We start from the raw sequence: 16,343 nt of genomic DNA on the forward strand, positions 1-16,343 counted from the left end.
CCACGGACTCACCGGCCCCGCGCGGCCCGCCCTCGCGGCGGGGCCGCGCGGGGCACGCGCCCGGACGGGCGTTCAGCCCAGGGCGTGGTCGAGGTTGAACGCGGCGCTGATCAGCGCCAGGTGGGTGAAGGCCTGCGGGAAGTTGCCGAGCTGCTCGCCGGTCTGCCCGATCTCCTCGGCGTACAGGCCGAGGTGGTTGGCGTACGTGAGCATCTTCTCGAACGCCAGCCGGGCCTCGTCCAGGCGCCCGGCGCGGGTGAGCCCCTCGACGTACCAGAACGAGCAGATCGAGAAGGTGCCGTCCTCGCCGCGCAACCCGTCCGGGCTGACCGCGGGGTCGTAGCGGTAGACCAGCGAGTCGGACACCAGGTTCGCGCCGAGCGCGTCGAGGGTCGACAGCCACTTCGGGTCGATGGGGGAGATGAACTTCGCCATCGGCATCATCAGCACCGAGGCGTCCAGGACGTCGTCGTCGAAGTGCTGGACGAACGCCCGCAGCTCCTCCGACCAGCCGCGCCGCATGATCTGCCGGTAGATCGCGTCGCGGGCCAGCTGCCAGCGCGGCGTGTCGGCGGGCAGCCCACGGTGGGCGGCCATCCGCATGGCCCGTTCGATGGCCACCCAGCACATCAGCCGCGAGTAGACGAAGTCCTTGCGTCCGCCGCGCGTCTCCCACACGCCCTCGTCGGGCCGGTCCCAGTTGTCGCAGACCCAGTCCACCAGGATGTGGACGTCGTCCCAGAGGGCGCTGGAGATCGGCTGGTGCCACTTGTCGTAGAGGTAGACGGAGTCGAGGAGGGCGCCGTAGATGTCCAGCTGCAGCTGGTCCACGGCGGCGTTCCCGACGCGCACCGGGGCCGAGCCCTGGTAGCCCTCGAGGTGGGGCAGCTCGATCTCGGGCAGCTCGGTGCGCCCGTCGATGCCGTACATGATCTGCAGCGGGCCCGAGGGGCCGTCGCCGTCGCGGCTGACGTGCCGGGACAGGAATCCCATGAACGCCTCGGCCTCCTCGCCGAAGCCCAGCCGCAGCAGCGCGTACACGCAGAACGCCGAGTCGCGGATCCAGACGTAGCGGTAGTCCCAGTTGCGCTCCCCGCCGAGCTGCTCGGGCAGGCTGGTCGTCACGGCGGCCACGATCCCGCCGGTCGGCGCGTACGTGAGGAGCTTCAGCGTCAGCGCGGACCGGTGGACCATCTCCCGCCACCGGCCCCGGTACCTCGAGGAGGACAGCCAGCGGCGCCAGTACGCCACGGTCGCGGCGAACTCCTCCTCGGCCTCCTCGGTCGGGCACGCGCGCAGCGCCACGTCGTCGCCGAACCTGTCGAGGGCGAACACCGCGCACTCGCCCTCGTTGAGCTTGAACTCCGACCGCACGTCCTGGCCGTCCACCTCCAGGGTGGTGCTGGACGACAGGGCCAGGGACAGCGACGGCGACTCGAAGAGCGCCCGGCCCCGGTGCATGCTCAGGGTGTGGGACTGCCTGCCGTAGTCGAACCGCGGCGCCACCCGCGCCCGGAACGGCAGCGACCCGCGGACGCACTTCACCCGCCGGATCAGCCGGTGCCGGGCGCCGTCGCGCGTGTCGCCGACGATCGGCATGAAGTCCTGGATCTCGCCCACTCCGTCGGCCGCGGAGAAGCGGGTGATCAGCACGTTGGTGTCGGGGAAGTAGAACTGCTTGGTCCTGGCCGGGGTGGCCGTGCCCAGCTCGAACGATCCGCCCCGGCCGGCGTCCAGGATCGAGCCGAACACGCTGGGCGCGTCGAAGCGCGGGCAGCAGTACCAGACGATGGTGCCGCCGGTGTCCACCAGCGCCGCGGTGTGCAGGTCGCCGATCAGCCCGTGGTCGGCGATGGGCCGGTATCCGGGGGCGTCCGCCGGGTCCTGACGAGCGGATTCCGCTGCTGTCATGTCGGCCTTCTCACGTCGCGAGCCGGGCATTACGCCCTCAAGCTACGTGCCCCGGACACCTGCCCGGTTCCGTCCCGCGTCAAGGAGTCGGCACGTTTCCCGCCGCCGACGGCAAAGGCCGCCCGACGACGGCCGCGTCACCGGGCGCGAGTGCGAATCCGGGCTGTGACTTCCGGCGACTCGCGGCCCGGGGTCGTCACCGGGCGCGGGTGTCGTCTCCGGGCCGGGAGCCGCGGCTCAGGCGCTCTCCGAGCGTCCCAGCCGCCAGTAGCCCATGAAGGCCACCGAGGCGCGGTCGATCCCGGCCTCCTGCACCAGGTGGCGGCGGAGCAGCTTGACCACGCCCGCCTCGCCCGCCAGCCAGGCGTACAGGCCGTCGCCCTTCGAGGCCTCGGGGACCTCCCAGAGGATCCCCTCGTCGACGTCGACGTCCTCCAGCGGGTTCGCGGCGCCGGGACCGGCGGGGGAGGCGGGCTCGCCGGTGAGGGCGCCGCCCGGCGCGGTGAGCGCGCTCAGGGTCTCGCGTACGGCCGGGATGAGCAGGTCGCCGTGGCGGGCCCCCTCGCGGGGCAGCCAGACGACCTGCACGCCGGGACGGACGTCCAGCGGGAGCGCGTCGGCGGCCTCGGGGACCTCCAGCAGCGCGGTGGCGCGCACGGAGCCGGAGAGCGACTCGACGATCGCGGCGATGGCGGGCACGGCCGTCTCGTCCCCGGCCAGCAGCAGGTGCGACGCCCCGGCGGGCGGGGCCCACTCCTGGCCGCCGACGGGGCCGGAGCAGGCGGCGTTGGGACCGACCACCACGACCCGGTCGCCCGGGGTGACGCGGGTCGCCCACCGGGAGGCGGGGCCGCTCTCACCGTGCAGGACGAAGTCGACGTCGAGCTCGCGCAGCTCGGGCCGCACGGCTCGCGCGGTGTAGGTGCGGATCGGGTTGCGCAGCTCGTCGGGGAGCGCCCGCCACCGCTGGTACCAGTCGTCTCCGTCGCCCAGCGGGGTGATGCTGCCGTCCGGCAGCGGGAGGATGACCTTGATCCGCTGGTCGAAGCCCTTGTCGGCGAAGCCCGCCAGGTCCTCGCCGCCGAAGGTGACCCGGACGAAGTTCGGGCTGAGCCGCGCCGTCCGCACGACCTCCACCTGATGGCCGCGATAGGCCGGAACCTCCGCCGCGCGCTCCAGGGTCTGCTCGCTGCCCGCTGTCATCGTGCCGCCTTCGCTGGGAAATGCCGTCCCCAGCAACTTAGCTTTGCCTAACCTTATTCGGCAACCTGGTGCGATCTCCGTTCTGTCCTGGTCTTGTGTGATTTTGCTCGTACGGTCGCGTGGCTTCCGCCCGTACGGTCACGCGGCGCGGGCCTCCTCGCCCTCGCGCGTCTCCCGCGCGCCGCGCCGCGCCTTCCCGTCGAGGTCCGGCCCGGGGGCGGGCCGCGTGCCGGTACGGCCCGGGATCCCGGCGCCGTCGGCCCGCTTCGGAAGACCCGTGCGGTACGGCTCGCACGCCCAGCTCGGCCTGCTCACGCGGAGCGTCTCGCGGCCCCGGGGCGCGGTGTCCGCCCGGCCCTGCCGGCTCTGCCCGCCCGGATGGAGCGCCACGGTGTGCGGGAGCGCCTTCCATGCCGGCGGCGTCTCCGCGCGCAGGAGCGTCTCCTCGGCCGGACACGTCACGCCGGTCCACAGGTCCGCCCGTTCCCGCCGCGCGCCTCTCCTGCGGTGCCGTCCCGCCGAGACGCGGGGGCGCAGCCGGGACAGGACGAACGTCGTGCCGAGGACGAAGGTCAGCACCCCGACGATCACGGCGGTCTCCATGGAGACGGGAAGCGTTCCCGGCACGTCCGCCGGGGGAGCGGAGCCCGGGGCGAGTGCCGGGCGGATCTCGATCCGCCCGGCGGCCTGCGGGGCCGTGGCGTCCTCCCCGGAGGCGGCGCCCGTCAGTTTCTCCTTCACCTTGCGCGGCAGCCCGTATCCGACGACCTTGCTCTGGTCGCGCGTCTTGCGCTTCAGCCAGATCCGGTCGACGTTTCCCTCGATGGTGTGGATCGTTCCACCGTTCACGCTCTCGACGACGCCGACATGGTCGATCCCCTTGATGTCCTTGCCGCCGGACCAGTCGAAGAAGACCAGGGCGCCCGGCTCCGGAGTCCGGGTCCACGCGTCGTTGGTCTCGAACCAGCGCGCCTGCGACGGGGTCCAGGCGAACTGCCCCACGTACTCCTGCACGCCCGCCTTCTCCGCCGCCCAGGCGATGAACATCGCGCACCAGGGGGCCGTCCTGTACTGCGGGTCCTGGGCCACGTTGACCGCGTACCACTCACCGAACTTGCTGTACTGGCCGGATCCCTCCCGGTACCCGAGTTCGGGCTTGATGGTCCTGAGCAGATCGTCACCGATCGGATCCATGGCTGTGAGCCACCCCGTCCACTCTCCTCCCCTTCGGAGAAGGGGGCGCCGTCCGACAAAGCTGGACTGTATTCGCAGAAAAACGGAAAAGTGAGGCTATTTGCTTAAAAAGCCAAGGAGGACGGCTGTCGAATACCGGATTCGGCGAAAGGCGGGAAAGGCGCCCTCACAGCACCTACCATCGACTGCCCATCCGTGCCGGCCGCCGACTCCGGAGTCCCGCTCCGGTCCCGGTGCGCGCGGGTGAGCGGCCCGGGAGCGCCGGGGCCGTTCGTGCGCACCGGGCATATCCCAATTCACCCCGCGCTCACGGGTCACACCGGTACGCGTCCCTGCCCATCGGGTCGAATAGCATGTGATGGCACGTGCGCGGCATGCGCCGGTGCCGACGCCGAGGCCCTCCCTCCCGGTCCGGCGAGAAACGGGGACACGAAGGCGGAACGGGTTTTCCATGTTCGACGACAAGACGCAGGAGACCCTCCGCCGCCTCCTGGACCTCGCCGAGCACCCCGCGACCTCGCAGGCCGAGCGCACCCTGGCCGTCGCGCGGGTCCGGGCCCTCATCATGGTGCCCGAGGGCGACGCCCGGCGGGCGCCGGTCACCCCGGCGATGGAGGCGGGGATCCTCCGCAGGGTCAGGCCGCTCGCCCATCGGGTCGACGAGGAACTGGTGAACGAGGTGCACGGAGACCTCTACGCCTTCAGCACCCGCTACCGGGTGATCGGCGAGCTCGCCGAGGAGATCGCCCTCCTGCTCGAACGCTGGAGCGCCGTCGTCCCGCAGAAGCGCCACCGCCACGAGGAGGCCGTCAGGACCGCGGCCGCGAAGCTCGTCTACCTGCTGGAGCGCCGTGACCTCTTCCGCAAGCCCAAGTGGGGAAACCGCCCGAGAACCCGTTAGAACCCGCGGCGACCGCGGGAGAGGCGGGCGTCCGGCGGGCGCCTCAGCGGTCCGGCCGGTCGTGCCGGTCGAGTGGGCCCGCCGCGCGGTCCGGACGCTCGGCGAGCAGCGGCAGCAGCGGGTTCCAGGCGGTCCCGTCCCGGGCGTCGCGCCGCCGCCGGGCGATGGCGCTCAACGCCTCCAGCACCACGCGGTTGGCCAGCGCGGCGGTGATGTCGGCGTGGTCGTAGGGCGGGCTGACCTCCACGACGTCGATCCCGACGACCGGCAGCTCCAGGCAGACGCGCCGTACGGAGTCCAGGAGCTGGCGCGCGGTGAGGCCGCCGGGTTCCGGCGTCCCGGTGCCCGGCGCGTGGCCCGGGTCGCACACGTCGATGTCGACGGACAGGAAGACGCCGTCGCACTCGTCGACGGCGATGGCGAAGGCCTCGGTCAGGCACTCCTGCAGGCCGCGGTGCGTGATCTCGGTCATCTCGTACGAGCGCATCGCCCGTTCCGCCATCCAGTCCAGCGTCTCCGGCGGCGGCCAGTAGCCGCGCAGGCCGATCTGCAGGAACCGGTCGCCGCGCAGCGCCCCCGACTCGATGAGCCTGCGCATCGGCTGCCCGTGCCCCCACAGCGAGCCGAACTCGATGTCGCCGGTGTCCGCGTGGGCATCGAAGTGGATCATCGAGATCCGGCCGTGGCCGAGGACGTTGGCCACCCCCTTGGCGTCGGGGAAGGCGATCGAGTGGTCACCGCCCAGGATCACCGGAACGGCTCCGGAGCGGGCGATCTTCTCGACGGCGGCCTCCAGGGCGGCCAGCGACGCCAGGATGTCGCCGGGCGGCATCTCGACGTCGCCCGCGTCCAGGACGCGCAGGTCGCGCAGCCCGTCGGTGCGCAGCGCCAGGCTGGGACGCGCCCCGTCGTGCGGCAGGTAGTCGGTCATCCTGATCGCCTGCGGCCCGAAGCGCGCGCCCGGCCGGTGCGAGGTGCCGCCGTCGAACGGCGCTCCCACGATCACGATGTCGGCGCCCGCGTGACTCGCGGGATCGTCCAGCGAGCACCGCTCGACGCCGAGGAAGGTGATGTCGGGCCCGAACTGGGGTCCGTAGCGGCTCGTCACCGTTCCTCCGGCGGGAAGGCGCCGCTCCGCGAGCGCCCGCGGCCCGTCGCCGCCGGGCACGCCTCGCGGGGACCCGACGGGGTGAGTGGTGGCCGTGGCCCGGGGAGACTTTCCGCCCGCGCGAGGCACGACCTCGCGCGATCCGGCGATTCGTCCCGGGGCCACGGCGTGTGAACTGGCAGATCCCGATGCCCGGCGGGGGAAGGGTAGCCGGTCACCGTGGGATGAGTGGGACCCGCCAGAGCTCTCCGTCGACGCGCTGACCGGGGGTGCGTGACCGCCGCACTGCGGTACGCACAACCGTGACGGTAAGCAGCCCTGGGCGGGTGCCTCAATGATGTTGCCGGATGTTGCGTGGAATTCGCCCTCGCGCGGCGGACGCCGCCACGGGCGTTCGCCGGCCCATCGGCGCGCCGGCCGGCCGGCGCGCCGATGGAGGAGCCTCGCGGGGAGGCCACGCGACCGGGGCCGCGAGACCACGCGGGCTCACGCGAGGTCACGGAGCCGGGCTCCGCCGGCGCCACGGCGGCCGACCGGGGTCCGTGGCCCGCCCGCGACGTCATCTGCCGGTCGGCTCACCGGTGGGGTCGTCGGCCTCGCTCTCCGGCGCGGGATCGTCGCCGGCGCCGAGCTCCTTACGCAACCGGTCGATGTCCATGCTGTGGCTGCTGTACTTCAGCTCGCGAGCAACCTTCGTCTGCTTAGCCTTGGCTCGGCCCCGTCCCATTGGCTGTACTCCCTCGCGCAGGCCGTGCTCGGCCTCTCGTCACTGTCGCATCGCCGGCTGGCGCGCTCTGACGCCGCAGGTCAGTCTGCGGTAGCCGTACCAAGTATCCCGCTTCGCGGTCGATCCGTCATCGATCGGGCTCGAACCGGCTGCGGGCCCTGTTGGAAAACGGCCTTCGCCATCATAGCCAACGTCATTACGATTTGAAGAATTATGCAATTTGCCACATCATGAGGAACGGTGTGCCGATAAACCAGACGCCGGGGAGTGGCCTGATCCACGGGAGGTGGGGGACATGAGCGAGTTCGCGGCGGAGCTACGGGCGCGCATCGCCGATGTCGACGGCGAGCTGGAGCTCATGCGCCAGGCCTTCGACGATCACGCGGTCGAGGTCCTGTCCGGGCGGCTGGAGAACCTGCTGCGCATCGCCGACCGGCACGGCGTCGACGTGCGGTACGCCGGTGGCGGGCCCGTCGCCGGAGCTGTGTGATCATGCCGGTGCCGCTGCACCAGGCCAAGGCCGAACTCTTCCGCACCATCGGCCATCCGGTCCGCGTCCAGGTGCTGGAGCTGCTGCGGGACGGCCCCCTGCCGGTGCGGGATCTCCTGAGCGCCATCGACGTCGAGGCCTCCAACCTCTCCCAGCAACTCGCCGTGCTGCGCCGCGCGGGAGTCGTGACCGCCACCAGGGACGGCGCCACCGTCGTCTACGCCCTGTCCACCCAGGACCTGGCCGAGCTGATGGCCGTGGCGCGGTCGATCCTGGCCGAGGTGCTCGCCGAGCAGGGTGAGCTGCTCGCCGAGCTGCGCGCCGAGGCTCGCGGCTAGCGGTTTCGGCGGCCCGGCCTGTCACTCGACGACCGATTATGATCGGCTCAGATCACATGATTCGGAGCGGACGGGGTCGGTCGTGAAAAGTGGGGGAGAGAGTTCGGGGCAGGCGGAGTATCGTCGTCCCGTGTTCGCCGCGGAGCGCCGTCAGCGCATCCTTGAGCTGGTACGCGCCAACGGCGCGGTCTCCCTCCGGGATCTGGCCCAGTCGGTTCAGTCGTCGGAGGTGACGGTCCGGCGCGACCTGCGCGCCCTGGAGGCCGAGGGCCTGCTCAACCGGCACCACGGCGGTGCCACGCTCCCCGGCGAGCTGTCGCGCGAGCCGACGTACTCGCAGAAGATGCAGACGGCGGCCGCGGAGAAGCGGGCCATCGCCGATCTCGCGGTCTCCCTGGTCGAGGACGGCGACGCGATCGTGGTCGGCGCCGGCACCACCACCCAGGACTTCGCCCGGCGCCTGGCCCGGGTGACGGAGCTGGCCGTGGTGACCAACTCCCTGCTGGTCGCGCAGGCGCTCACCGACTCGCCCCGGGTCGAGGTGGTCATGACCGGCGGCACCCTGCGCGGCTCCATCCACGCCCTGGTCGGCAGCGCCGCCGAGCGCTCCCTGGCCGGCCTGCGGGTGCGCAGGGCCTTCATCTCGGGCAACGGGCTGACCGCGGAGCGGGGCCTGTCCACGCCCAACATGCAGGTCGCGAGCGTCGACCGGGCCCTGGCGGCGGCGGCCGAGGAGGTGGTCGTGCTGATCGACCACACCAAGGTCGGGGTCGACACGATGGTGCAGACCGTGCCGACCGAGGAGATCACCCATCTGATCACCGACGACGAGGCGCCCAGGGAGGTGCTGGACGACCTGACGGGGCGGGGGGTGCGGATCCACGTCGCCCGGATCTGACGATCGGGAAAGGCCATGGTTCCGACAGTCTGGTGACCGAATCTGATCGAATGCGATCAATCGTGACCCAGTGATGTCCATTTCTTTACGATTTTGTTTCCTGGCCGGATGAACATCGAGCGCATCGACGTTCCATCGTCCTGTCCGGGAGGGCACCATGACCCTGCTCACGAGTCGTCCGGAAAGAGTCGCCGCGCTGCTGGCCGCCGCCGCCCTCGTCGCGTCAGGTTGCGCGAAGGGAGAGGAGACCGCCGCCGCGCCGAGCGGTTCGAGCACCCAGGGCGGCCAGGTCGTCCGGACGCCGGCCGCCGACGCGGGCGCCGGGTGCACCATCGACGCCTTCGGTGCCCAGAAGTTCGACCTCAAGACCGCCGTCGTCGGCTTCTCCCAGTCGGAGAAGGAGGCCAACCCCTTCCGGATCGCCGAGACGAAGTCGATCAAGGATGAGGCCGCCAGGCTCGGCATCGCCAACCTCAAGGTCACCAACGCGCAGTCGCAGTTCTCCAAGCAGATCAGCGACGTCCAGCAGCTCATCGCCCAGGGCGCGCGGCTGCTGGTGATCGCCCCGCTCAACTCCGACGGCTGGGAGCCGGTCCTGCAGCAGGCCGCGGCCAAGAAGGTGCCGATCATCACGATCGACCGCAAGATCAACGCCGCTCCCTGCACGGACTACCTGACCTTCATCGGCTCCGACTTCGTCGAGCAGGGCAAGCGCGCCGCCGACCAGATGGCCAAGGCGCTCGGCAACAAGGGCGAGGTGGCCATCCTGCTCGGCGCGCCGGGCAACAACGTCACCACCGAGCGGACCAGCGGCTTCAAGGACCGGATCAAGGAGGTGGCTCCCGACATCGAGATCACCTTCGAGCAGACCGGCGAGTTCGCCCGCGAGAAGGGCCAGCAGGTCACCGAGCAGCTCATCCAGTCCAACCCCGACATCGACGGCGTCTACGCCGAGAACGACGAGATGGCGCTGGGCGCGGTCACGGCGCTCAAGGGCGCGGGCAAGAAGGCGGGCGACGTCCAGATCGTCTCCATCGACGGCACCCGCGGCGCGGTCCAGGCCATCGCCGACGGCTGGCTGGTCGGCGTGGTCGAGTCCAACCCCCGCTTCGGCGCCCTGGCCTTCGAGACCGCCCAGAAGTTCCTCGACGGCCAGGCCATCCCCGAGAAGGTCATCATCTCCGACCGCGAGTACGACAAGGCCAACGCGGAGAGCTCCCTCTCCGAGGCCTACTGATCACCGGACCCGGTGCCGGACCCCGGTCGCCGGATCCGGACCCCGGGTCCCGGTGACCGGATCCGACCGTTGAACCCGATCATCGAATCCTCCCGGGGCGCCGCCCCCGGCCCCCGGGCGGATCGAGGAGATCTGAGGAGAGGAGCCCTGTGGCCACGACCGGCCGAGTCCTGGAAGCCGCCGGGGTGCTGAAGGTCTTTCCCGGCGTCCGCGCGCTGGACCACGTGTCGTTCACCCTCGGCAGGGGCGAGGTGCACGCCCTGGTGGGAGAGAACGGCGCGGGCAAGTCAACGTTGATCAAAGTGCTGACCGGGGTCTACCAGGCCGACGCGGGCCAGGTGAGGTACCGCGACGAGGTGGTGAGCTTCTCGAGCCCGCTCGACGCGCAGCGGGCCGGCATCTCCACGATCTACCAGGAGGTCAACCTGGTCCCCTCCATGAGCGTGGCGCGCAACCTGTTCCTCGGGCGCGAGCCCAGGGGCCGCTTCCGGCTCATCGACTTCGGCGCCGTGCACGAGCAGGCCAGGGAGATCCTCAAGGGGTACGGCGTCCACGTCGACGTCCGCCGCCCCCTCGGCTCCCTGGGCATGGGCACCCAGCAGATGGTCGCCCTGGCCCGCGCCGTCTCCGTCGACGCCCGGGTCGTCATCATGGACGAGCCCACCTCCTCGCTGGAGCCGCGCGAGGTCGGCAGGCTCTTCGAGGTGATCAGGGGGCTGCGCGACCAGGGCCGCTCGGTGATCTACGTCAGCCACCGGCTGGACGAGCTCTACCGGATCTGCGACCGGGTCACCGTGCTGCGCGACGGCAGGCTGGTCCACACCGGCAGGATGGCCGAGCTGGAGCGCCTGCGCCTGGTCTCGCTCATGCTTGGGCGCAAGCTGTCGGAGGTGCGGGCCGAGGGCGCCACCAAGTTCAGCGGCTCCCACTCCCAGGGCGGGCAGGGCGGGCAGGACGAGCAGGACCCGCCGGTGCTCACCGCGACCGGCCTCACCCGCAGGCACCGGCTCGACGGCGTCTCCCTGGCGCTGCGGCCCGGCGAGGTCGTCGGCCTGGGCGGCCTGCTCGGCGCCGGGCGCAGCGAGACCGCCAAGGCGATCGCGGGTGCCCTCAGGGTGGATTCCGGGGAGGTCGTCGTGGCGGGCGTACCGCTGCGCACCGGCTCGGTCTCCGCGGCGATCCGCGCCGGGATCAGCCTGCTGCCCGAGGACCGCAAGGCCGAGGGGATCGTGCCGACCCTGTCGGTGCGGGAGAACATCGCGCTGGCCGCGCTGCCCCGGCTCTCGCGGGCGGGCATCGTCTCCGACCGCCGGGTCGACAGGATCGTGGAGACCTTCATGAAACGGCTGCGGATCAAGGCCGCCGGGCCCGGCCAGCCGGTCGGCGAGCTGTCCGGCGGCAACCAGCAGAAGGTGCTGCTGGCCCGCTGGCTCGCGATGAGCCCCAAGGTGCTGCTGCTGGACGAGCCCACCCGTGGCGTCGACGTCGGCGCCAAGGCCGAGGTGCAGATGCTCATCGACGAGCTGGCCGTGGACGGCCTGGCCGTCCTGCTCATCTCCTCCGACCTGGAGGAGATCGTCGAGGGCTGCGACCGGGTCGTGGTGCTGCGCGACGGTGCCGTCCAGGGCGAGCTGCACGGCACCGAGGTGAGCGAGGAGGCGATCATGTCCATGATCGCCCGGCCGGTGGAGGTCCCCCGATGAAGGCCGTGACGGTCACCCCCGGCCCGCTGCCCGGCAGGGCGGCGCTGCTGTCGTGGCTGCAGCGGTACGGCGTCTACGTCGCCGTCGTCGTCCTGGTGCTGTTCAACGCCGCCTTCACCCCCAACTTCCTGGCGGCCGGCAACTTCCGCACCCAGCTCCTGCAGGTCGCCCCCGTCGTCGTGGTCTCCCTGGGCATGGCCCTGGTCATCGGCGCCGAGGGCATCGACCTGTCGGTCGGCTCCGTCATGGCGCTGTCGGCGTCGATGATCGCCCTCTACCTCGGCTACGGCGCCTGGCCCGCGATGCTCATGGCGATCCTCGCGGGGGCGGTCGTCGGAGGCGTCGGCGGCACGCTCGTCTCGCTGGTCGGGGTGCAGCCGATCGTGGCGACGCTGGCGCTGCTCGTCGGGATACGCGGGCTGGCCAACGTACTGCTGCCGCAGCTGAAGGAGATCGGCAACCCCACGCTCACCGCCCTGGGCAGCGAGTCGGTGCTCGGCGTGCCGTACGTCGTGCTGGTGGCGGTGGCGCTCACCCTCCTGGTGCTGTTCGTCGTCCGCAAGAGCACCTTCGGCCGCCAGGTGGTCGCCGTCGGCGGCAACCGGGTGGCCAGCGAGCTGGCCGGACTGCCGGTCCGGCGGATCCTGCTGCTGGTCTACGTCATCTCCGGCGTGCTCGCCGCGATCGCCGGGATCCTCGCCAGCTCCCGCCTGCAGGCCAGCGACCCCACCTCGCTGGGCCTGTTCATGGAGCTGTCGGCCATCACCGCCGTGGTGGTGGGGGGCACCCCGCTGAGCGGCGGACGGGTCCGCGTGCTGGGGACCGTGATGGGCGCGCTGCTCATGCAGCTGCTCCAGGCCACACTGATCAAGCACAACCTGCCGCAGTCCTGGACCCAGATGGCCCAGGCCGTGATCATTCTCGCCGCCGTCTACGCCGCCAGGGAGCGCCGATGACCCTCACCACGGTTCCGGCGGAGACCGAGTCCCCCCGCGAGCGCGCCGGGAGGATCTTCCGCGGGCACGGCGCGCTGATCGTGCTCGCCGTGCTCGCGGTCGCCGGCTCGCTGGCCTTCGACTCCTTCGCCACGGTGGCGAACGTCGGCAACATCGCCACGTCCTCCTCGTTCCTGGCGATCATCGCGATCGGCATGACCTTCGTCATCATCTCCGGCGGCATCGACCTGTCGGTGGGGTCGCTCTTCGTGCTCGGCGGCGTCCTGGCGGCGTACGGCTCGCAGTACGGGCTCCTCGTCGCGCTCGCCCTGCCGCTCGCGGTGTCCGGGCTGTTCGGCCTGGTCCACGGGCTGATCATCGCCAGGACCGGGATGGCGCCGTTCATCGTCACCCTGGCCGGGCTGCTGGGCGCGCGGGGGCTGATGCTGGCCATCTCCGACGAGGGCGCCGCGACCTACCTGGTCGAGGACCCGTCCTTCGCTCTGCTCGGCCAGGGCTCCGTCCTGAACGTCGGCTACCCGGTGTTCGTCGCCGCCGTCCTGCTGGGCGTGGGAATGGTCCTGCTGCGGCGCACCGGTTTCGGGCAGAACGTCTACGCCATCGGCGGCAGCGAGGACGCCGCCGGCCTCATGGGCGTGCCGGTGGCCCGCACCAAGGTCGCCGTCTACCTCATGTCGGGGCTGCTTGCCGGGCTGGCCGGGGCGCTCAACGCGGCCCGGCTGTCGTCGGGGGTGACGATCCTCGGCATCGGGCTGGAACTCGACGTGATCGCCGCCGTCGTCATCGGCGGCACGCTGCTCACCGGGGGAGCCGGGGCGCTCGGCGGCACGATCGCCGGGGCGCTGCTGCTCGGCGTGATCCAGAACCTGATCAACCAGGTCGGCAACCTGAACGCCTCCTTCCAGCAGGTGGTCAGCGGGCTCTTCCTCGCCCTCGTGGTGATCGCCCACCGGTTCCTGGGAGGGGTGCGCAAGACCGAGTGAGGACCGGCGGGACGCGCGCTTCCCGAGCACGGGCCCCTGTGCGGATTTGTACCGGGACAGGACGTCCCCGCAGGCGCATCCTGCGGGAAGACGACGGCGGACCGCCGTCACGAGGCAGACCAGCGCAGACCAGCGCAGACCAGTGAGGTACGCCATGTGCCGGCACGAAACCCCATGCCCCCCGGCCTACGCTCCCGGCAGGGAGGCCGCGACACCGATCGCCTCCCACCCCGAGCAGGGCTGGAGCCTGCTCTGCAACGGGGTGGTGCTCTTCGAGGACACCGGCGAGCTGCTGCCCGACGGCCGGGCCGTCCCGCCGCACCGCCCGCCCGTCGCGTCCTCCCGGCCCGCCGTCCAGCCCGCAGTCCGGCCCGCCGCTCAGCCCACGATGGCGGTCTCGGGGTCGTGGCCGTAGAGCCAGGCGCTCTGCCGGAGCGGGTCGCTGCCGGCCAGGGCCGCGTCGCGCTCCAGCTGGGCGGGCCCGTCGGGAAGGTGGTTCTGCACCTCGCGGCCCCGGCTCATCAGCTGCACCCGTGAGGCCCGGGGCCGGCGGATCTCCTCGTAGCGGACCAGCGCCTTCGCCGCCGTGTCGCCGGTGGCGTCGCGCAGGCAGCTCGTGAGGACCACCGCGTCCTCGACCGCCTGGGCGGCGCCCTGGCCGAAGAAGGGCAGCATCGAGTGGGCGGCGTCACCCAGCAGGGCCACCCGCCCCGACGTCCAGCGCTCCAGGGGGGCACGGTCGTACAGCGCCCAGCGCTTGGTCTCGGTGGCCGCGGCGATCAGCCGTCCCAGCCGGGGGTCCCAGGTCTCGAACTCGCGCGCCAGGTCCTCGAGCCGCCCGTCGGCCGTCCACGACTCGACGCGCCACTCGCCCGCGGGCACGATCGCGACGATGTTGACCAGCTTTCTGTCCCTGATGGGGTAATGGACGAAGTGGCGGCCGGGACCCAGCCAGAGCGTCTGCACCCGGCGCAGCGCCAGCTCCGGCGCCCGCTCGGCGTCGACCAGGCACCGGTAGGCGCACAGCCCGGAGAAGCGCGGCGGCTCCTCGTCGACGATCGCGGGCCGGACGGCCGAGTGGATGCCGTCCGCGCCGATCACCACGTCGGCGACGACCGTCGTCTTCACACCCCGGGTGTCGGTGAAGACCAGCTCGGCCTCGTCGCGGTCCTGCCGCAGCACCTCCAGCCGCCGGTCGGTCCTGACCGCGTCCGCGGGCAGCGCCTCCAGCAGCATGTCGAGCAGGTCGGCCCGGTGCGCGACGTAGCAGTCGGTGCCGTACAGCCGCCGGCACTCCTCGCCCATCGGCTGGGAGGACAGCACCCGGCCGTCCTCCCAGCGCCTGAACTCCCAGGCGGTCTCCAGGGGGACGGCGAAGGACGCCAGCCGCTCGCCGAGCCCGGCCCGCACCAGGGGGCGGACCATGTTGGGGCCCACCACGATCCCCGCGCCGACCTCGCGCAGCTCGGCGGCCTGCTCGTACACGACGGCCTCGAGGCCGGCCTGGCGCAGCAGCAGCGCGGTGGCCAGCCCGCCGAGGCCTCCTCCGACAATGGCGATCTTCACTCAGGGATTCCTCTCCTCGGGCGGCGTCTCACCCCGCGGTACCGCGGTGCTCCTCGATGAGGTGTCTCATCAGCAGGTCCTCGCCGAAGTCGTTGGCCGGGTCGCGCCACACGCTGTGGGCGTGGTCGGCGTCGTCCTCGGTGTTGTCGAACTCGATCAACGTGACCGGGCCCTGGACCCGGTAGTAGTGGCCGAGCCCGTAGTCGTCGGCGCCGGCCCAGGCGAAGTGCAGGTCACCGGCGGCGCGGACGCGGTCCATCTCGGCGGCCACCTGGCCGGGCCTGGCCCGGTCGAGGTAGCACTCCAGCAGCTCGTCGAACGCGCGCCGCTGCCGGGAGGTCAGGTCGGCGGCGGCGATCCCGCGCGGGTGCGACCTGATGTAGCGCAGGGCCTGCCGGTCGGCCTCGGTGATCATCGCGTCCCGGCGGCCGACCCCGTGCAGGTCGGGCAGCTCCACCTCGCCGATCCTCGGCACCGTGCGGGTGACGAAGTCCGCCGGGGGGACCGGGTGGATGATCGCCCGCGCCCGCCGCCCGTCGTCCAGGGAGCGCAGCAGCGCGAACCCCAGGTCCTCCTCCTCGCCCAGCACCCGGTACGGGCCGAAGCGGGCCGGCTCCGAGCCCAGCAGGAACGGCGTCACCGCCAGGTGGTCCTGGTTGACGACCGTGAAGTTCAGCGACAGGTGGTGGCCGACCAGCCGCCATCCCCACACCGAGTCGGGGTTGGGCTGCCCGAAGAACGTCAGGAAGTACATCCCCGGGTTGCGGAACTCCCTGGCCACGTGCCCGAACCGCTCCAGGTTCAGCTCGCGCAGCACGTGCTCCAGCGAGATCACCTGCACCACCTGCGCGTACGCCCGCTCCGAGCAGCACTGGGCGATCAGCCGGTGCGCCAGGATGCCCTGGTCGAAGCTCAGGTCCCGCAGCGGCACCCCGGCGCGTCCGGAGGCGGGCAGGAAGTTCCAGTTCGAGCGGTCGGCGTCGTCGAAGGGCAGCAGCGCGCGGGCCCGCTGCTCGCCGTCCAGGGCGTCGTACAGCGCCATCGCGGCGAAGGTGATCAGGGTGACGTTGAAGTCTCCCGGGCGCTCCTCCAGCCCCGAGCGCGGCACCCGCCCCGCTGGGGGGTGGG

16 protein-coding genes are annotated in these 16,343 nt (G+C 71.9%); 9 read left to right on the forward strand and 7 right to left on the reverse strand.

The window, feature by feature from the left end; genetic code table 11:
• Positions 1-72 precede the first annotated feature (72 nt).
• The 3 genes from ACVCAG_RS11475 to ACVCAG_RS11485 all read right to left on the reverse strand — a co-directional run bounded on the left by ACVCAG_RS11475 (position 73) and on the right by ACVCAG_RS11485 (position 4,308).
• Complete coding sequence (locus tag ACVCAG_RS11475; RefSeq protein WP_440083314.1) at positions 73-1,911, reverse strand: glycoside hydrolase family 15 protein; 1,839 nt, start codon at positions 1,909-1,911, stop codon at positions 73-75.
• 237 nt (positions 1,912-2,148) lie between these two features.
• Positions 2,149-3,114, reverse strand: coding sequence for a siderophore-interacting protein (locus ACVCAG_RS11480; RefSeq protein WP_447189815.1), 966 nt, complete (start codon positions 3,112-3,114; stop codon positions 2,149-2,151).
• Between the two features lie 138 nt (positions 3,115-3,252).
• On the reverse strand, positions 3,253-4,308 hold the full coding sequence (locus tag ACVCAG_RS11485) for a CHAP domain-containing protein (RefSeq protein WP_440083316.1): 1,056 nt from the start codon (positions 4,306-4,308) through the stop codon (positions 3,253-3,255).
• A 451-nt stretch (positions 4,309-4,759) separates the two neighbouring features.
• Between ACVCAG_RS11485 and ACVCAG_RS11490 the strand changes: the two genes are divergently transcribed.
• The gene (locus ACVCAG_RS11490) at positions 4,760-5,209 is read left to right on the forward strand and encodes a hypothetical protein (RefSeq protein ID WP_447189816.1); all 450 of its coding nucleotides are present in this window, start codon (positions 4,760-4,762) and stop codon (positions 5,207-5,209) included.
• Between the two features lie 43 nt (positions 5,210-5,252).
• On the opposite strand, the gene speB is transcribed toward ACVCAG_RS11490, so the two are convergent.
• Together speB and ACVCAG_RS11500 are read right to left on the reverse strand one after the other, a co-directional pair.
• The gene (gene speB / locus ACVCAG_RS11495; RefSeq protein WP_440083317.1) at positions 5,253-6,317 is read right to left on the reverse strand and encodes an agmatinase; all 1,065 of its coding nucleotides are present in this window, start codon (positions 6,315-6,317) and stop codon (positions 5,253-5,255) included.
• Between the two features lie 559 nt (positions 6,318-6,876).
• Positions 6,877-7,044 (reverse strand): DUF3073 domain-containing protein, encoded by a 168-nt coding sequence (locus ACVCAG_RS11500; protein ID WP_344743362.1) that lies wholly within the window; start codon positions 7,042-7,044, stop codon positions 6,877-6,879.
• Between the two features lie 295 nt (positions 7,045-7,339).
• Between ACVCAG_RS11500 and ACVCAG_RS11505 the strand changes: the two genes are divergently transcribed.
• From ACVCAG_RS11505 to ACVCAG_RS11540, 8 genes are all read left to right on the forward strand, one after another.
• Complete coding sequence (locus tag ACVCAG_RS11505; RefSeq protein WP_362695007.1) at positions 7,340-7,534, forward strand: hypothetical protein; 195 nt, start codon at positions 7,340-7,342, stop codon at positions 7,532-7,534.
• 2 nt (positions 7,535-7,536) lie between these two features.
• Positions 7,537-7,872, forward strand: coding sequence for a metalloregulator ArsR/SmtB family transcription factor (locus ACVCAG_RS11510; protein ID WP_440083318.1), 336 nt, complete (start codon positions 7,537-7,539; stop codon positions 7,870-7,872).
• A gap of 130 nt (positions 7,873-8,002) precedes the next feature.
• Positions 8,003-8,770 (forward strand): DeoR/GlpR family DNA-binding transcription regulator, encoded by a 768-nt coding sequence (locus ACVCAG_RS11515; protein ID WP_350976185.1) that lies wholly within the window; start codon positions 8,003-8,005, stop codon positions 8,768-8,770.
• A 157-nt stretch (positions 8,771-8,927) separates the two neighbouring features.
• Positions 8,928-10,007, forward strand: a complete 1,080-nt coding sequence (locus ACVCAG_RS11520; protein WP_447189817.1) for an ABC transporter substrate-binding protein — start codon at positions 8,928-8,930, stop codon at positions 10,005-10,007.
• Positions 10,008-10,156: 149 nt separating this feature from the next.
• The gene (locus tag ACVCAG_RS11525) at positions 10,157-11,710 is read left to right on the forward strand and encodes an ATP-binding cassette domain-containing protein (protein WP_440083320.1); all 1,554 of its coding nucleotides are present in this window, start codon (positions 10,157-10,159) and stop codon (positions 11,708-11,710) included.
• Positions 11,707-12,666 carry an ABC transporter permease subunit gene (locus ACVCAG_RS11530; RefSeq protein ID WP_440083321.1) on the forward strand — a complete coding sequence of 320 codons (960 nt, stop codon included), beginning with the start codon at positions 11,707-11,709 and terminating at the stop codon, positions 12,664-12,666. The genes ACVCAG_RS11525 and ACVCAG_RS11530 overlap by 4 nt, the downstream gene beginning before the upstream one ends.
• A complete protein-coding gene (locus ACVCAG_RS11535; protein WP_440083322.1) occupies positions 12,663-13,649 on the forward strand; it encodes an ABC transporter permease subunit in 987 nt (328 codons plus the stop codon). Before ACVCAG_RS11530 ends, ACVCAG_RS11535 begins: the two co-directional genes overlap by 4 nt.
• A gap of 154 nt (positions 13,650-13,803) precedes the next feature.
• Positions 13,804-14,064 (forward strand): DUF5999 family protein, encoded by a 261-nt coding sequence (locus ACVCAG_RS11540; RefSeq protein WP_447189818.1) that lies wholly within the window; start codon positions 13,804-13,806, stop codon positions 14,062-14,064.
• Here the strand turns inward: ACVCAG_RS11540 and ACVCAG_RS11545 are convergent.
• Positions 14,028-15,215 carry an FAD-dependent monooxygenase gene (locus ACVCAG_RS11545; RefSeq protein WP_447189819.1) on the reverse strand — a complete coding sequence of 396 codons (1,188 nt, stop codon included), beginning with the start codon at positions 15,213-15,215 and terminating at the stop codon, positions 14,028-14,030. The genes ACVCAG_RS11540 and ACVCAG_RS11545 overlap by 37 nt on opposite strands.
• A 28-nt stretch (positions 15,216-15,243) precedes the next feature.
• Positions 15,244-16,323 carry a DUF3500 domain-containing protein gene (locus tag ACVCAG_RS11550; RefSeq protein WP_447189820.1) on the reverse strand — a complete coding sequence of 360 codons (1,080 nt, stop codon included), beginning with the start codon at positions 16,321-16,323 and terminating at the stop codon, positions 15,244-15,246.
• Positions 16,324-16,343 lie beyond the last annotated feature (20 nt).

Source organism: Streptosporangium sp. G12 (assembly GCF_052983175.1).

Coding starts and splice junctions, on each gene's coding strand:
- ACVCAG_RS11475 (WP_440083314.1), bottom strand. CDS start 1,911: ATGACAGCAGCGGAATCCGCTCGTCAGGACCCGGCGGACGCCCCCGGA.
- ACVCAG_RS11480 (WP_447189815.1), bottom strand. CDS start 3,114: ATGACAGCGGGCAGCGAGCAGACCCTGGAGCGCGCGGCGGAGGTTCCG.
- ACVCAG_RS11485 (WP_440083316.1), bottom strand. CDS start 4,308: ATGGATCCGATCGGTGACGATCTGCTCAGGACCATCAAGCCCGAACTC.
- ACVCAG_RS11490 (WP_447189816.1), top strand. CDS start 4,760: ATGTTCGACGACAAGACGCAGGAGACCCTCCGCCGCCTCCTGGACCTC.
- ACVCAG_RS11500 (WP_344743362.1), bottom strand. CDS start 7,044: ATGGGACGGGGCCGAGCCAAGGCTAAGCAGACGAAGGTTGCTCGCGAG.
- ACVCAG_RS11505 (WP_362695007.1), top strand. CDS start 7,340: ATGAGCGAGTTCGCGGCGGAGCTACGGGCGCGCATCGCCGATGTCGAC.
- ACVCAG_RS11510 (WP_440083318.1), top strand. CDS start 7,537: ATGCCGGTGCCGCTGCACCAGGCCAAGGCCGAACTCTTCCGCACCATC.
- ACVCAG_RS11520 (WP_447189817.1), top strand. CDS start 8,928: ATGACCCTGCTCACGAGTCGTCCGGAAAGAGTCGCCGCGCTGCTGGCC.
- ACVCAG_RS11530 (WP_440083321.1), top strand. CDS start 11,707: ATGAAGGCCGTGACGGTCACCCCCGGCCCGCTGCCCGGCAGGGCGGCG.
- ACVCAG_RS11535 (WP_440083322.1), top strand. CDS start 12,663: ATGACCCTCACCACGGTTCCGGCGGAGACCGAGTCCCCCCGCGAGCGC.
- ACVCAG_RS11540 (WP_447189818.1), top strand. CDS start 13,804: ATGTGCCGGCACGAAACCCCATGCCCCCCGGCCTACGCTCCCGGCAGG.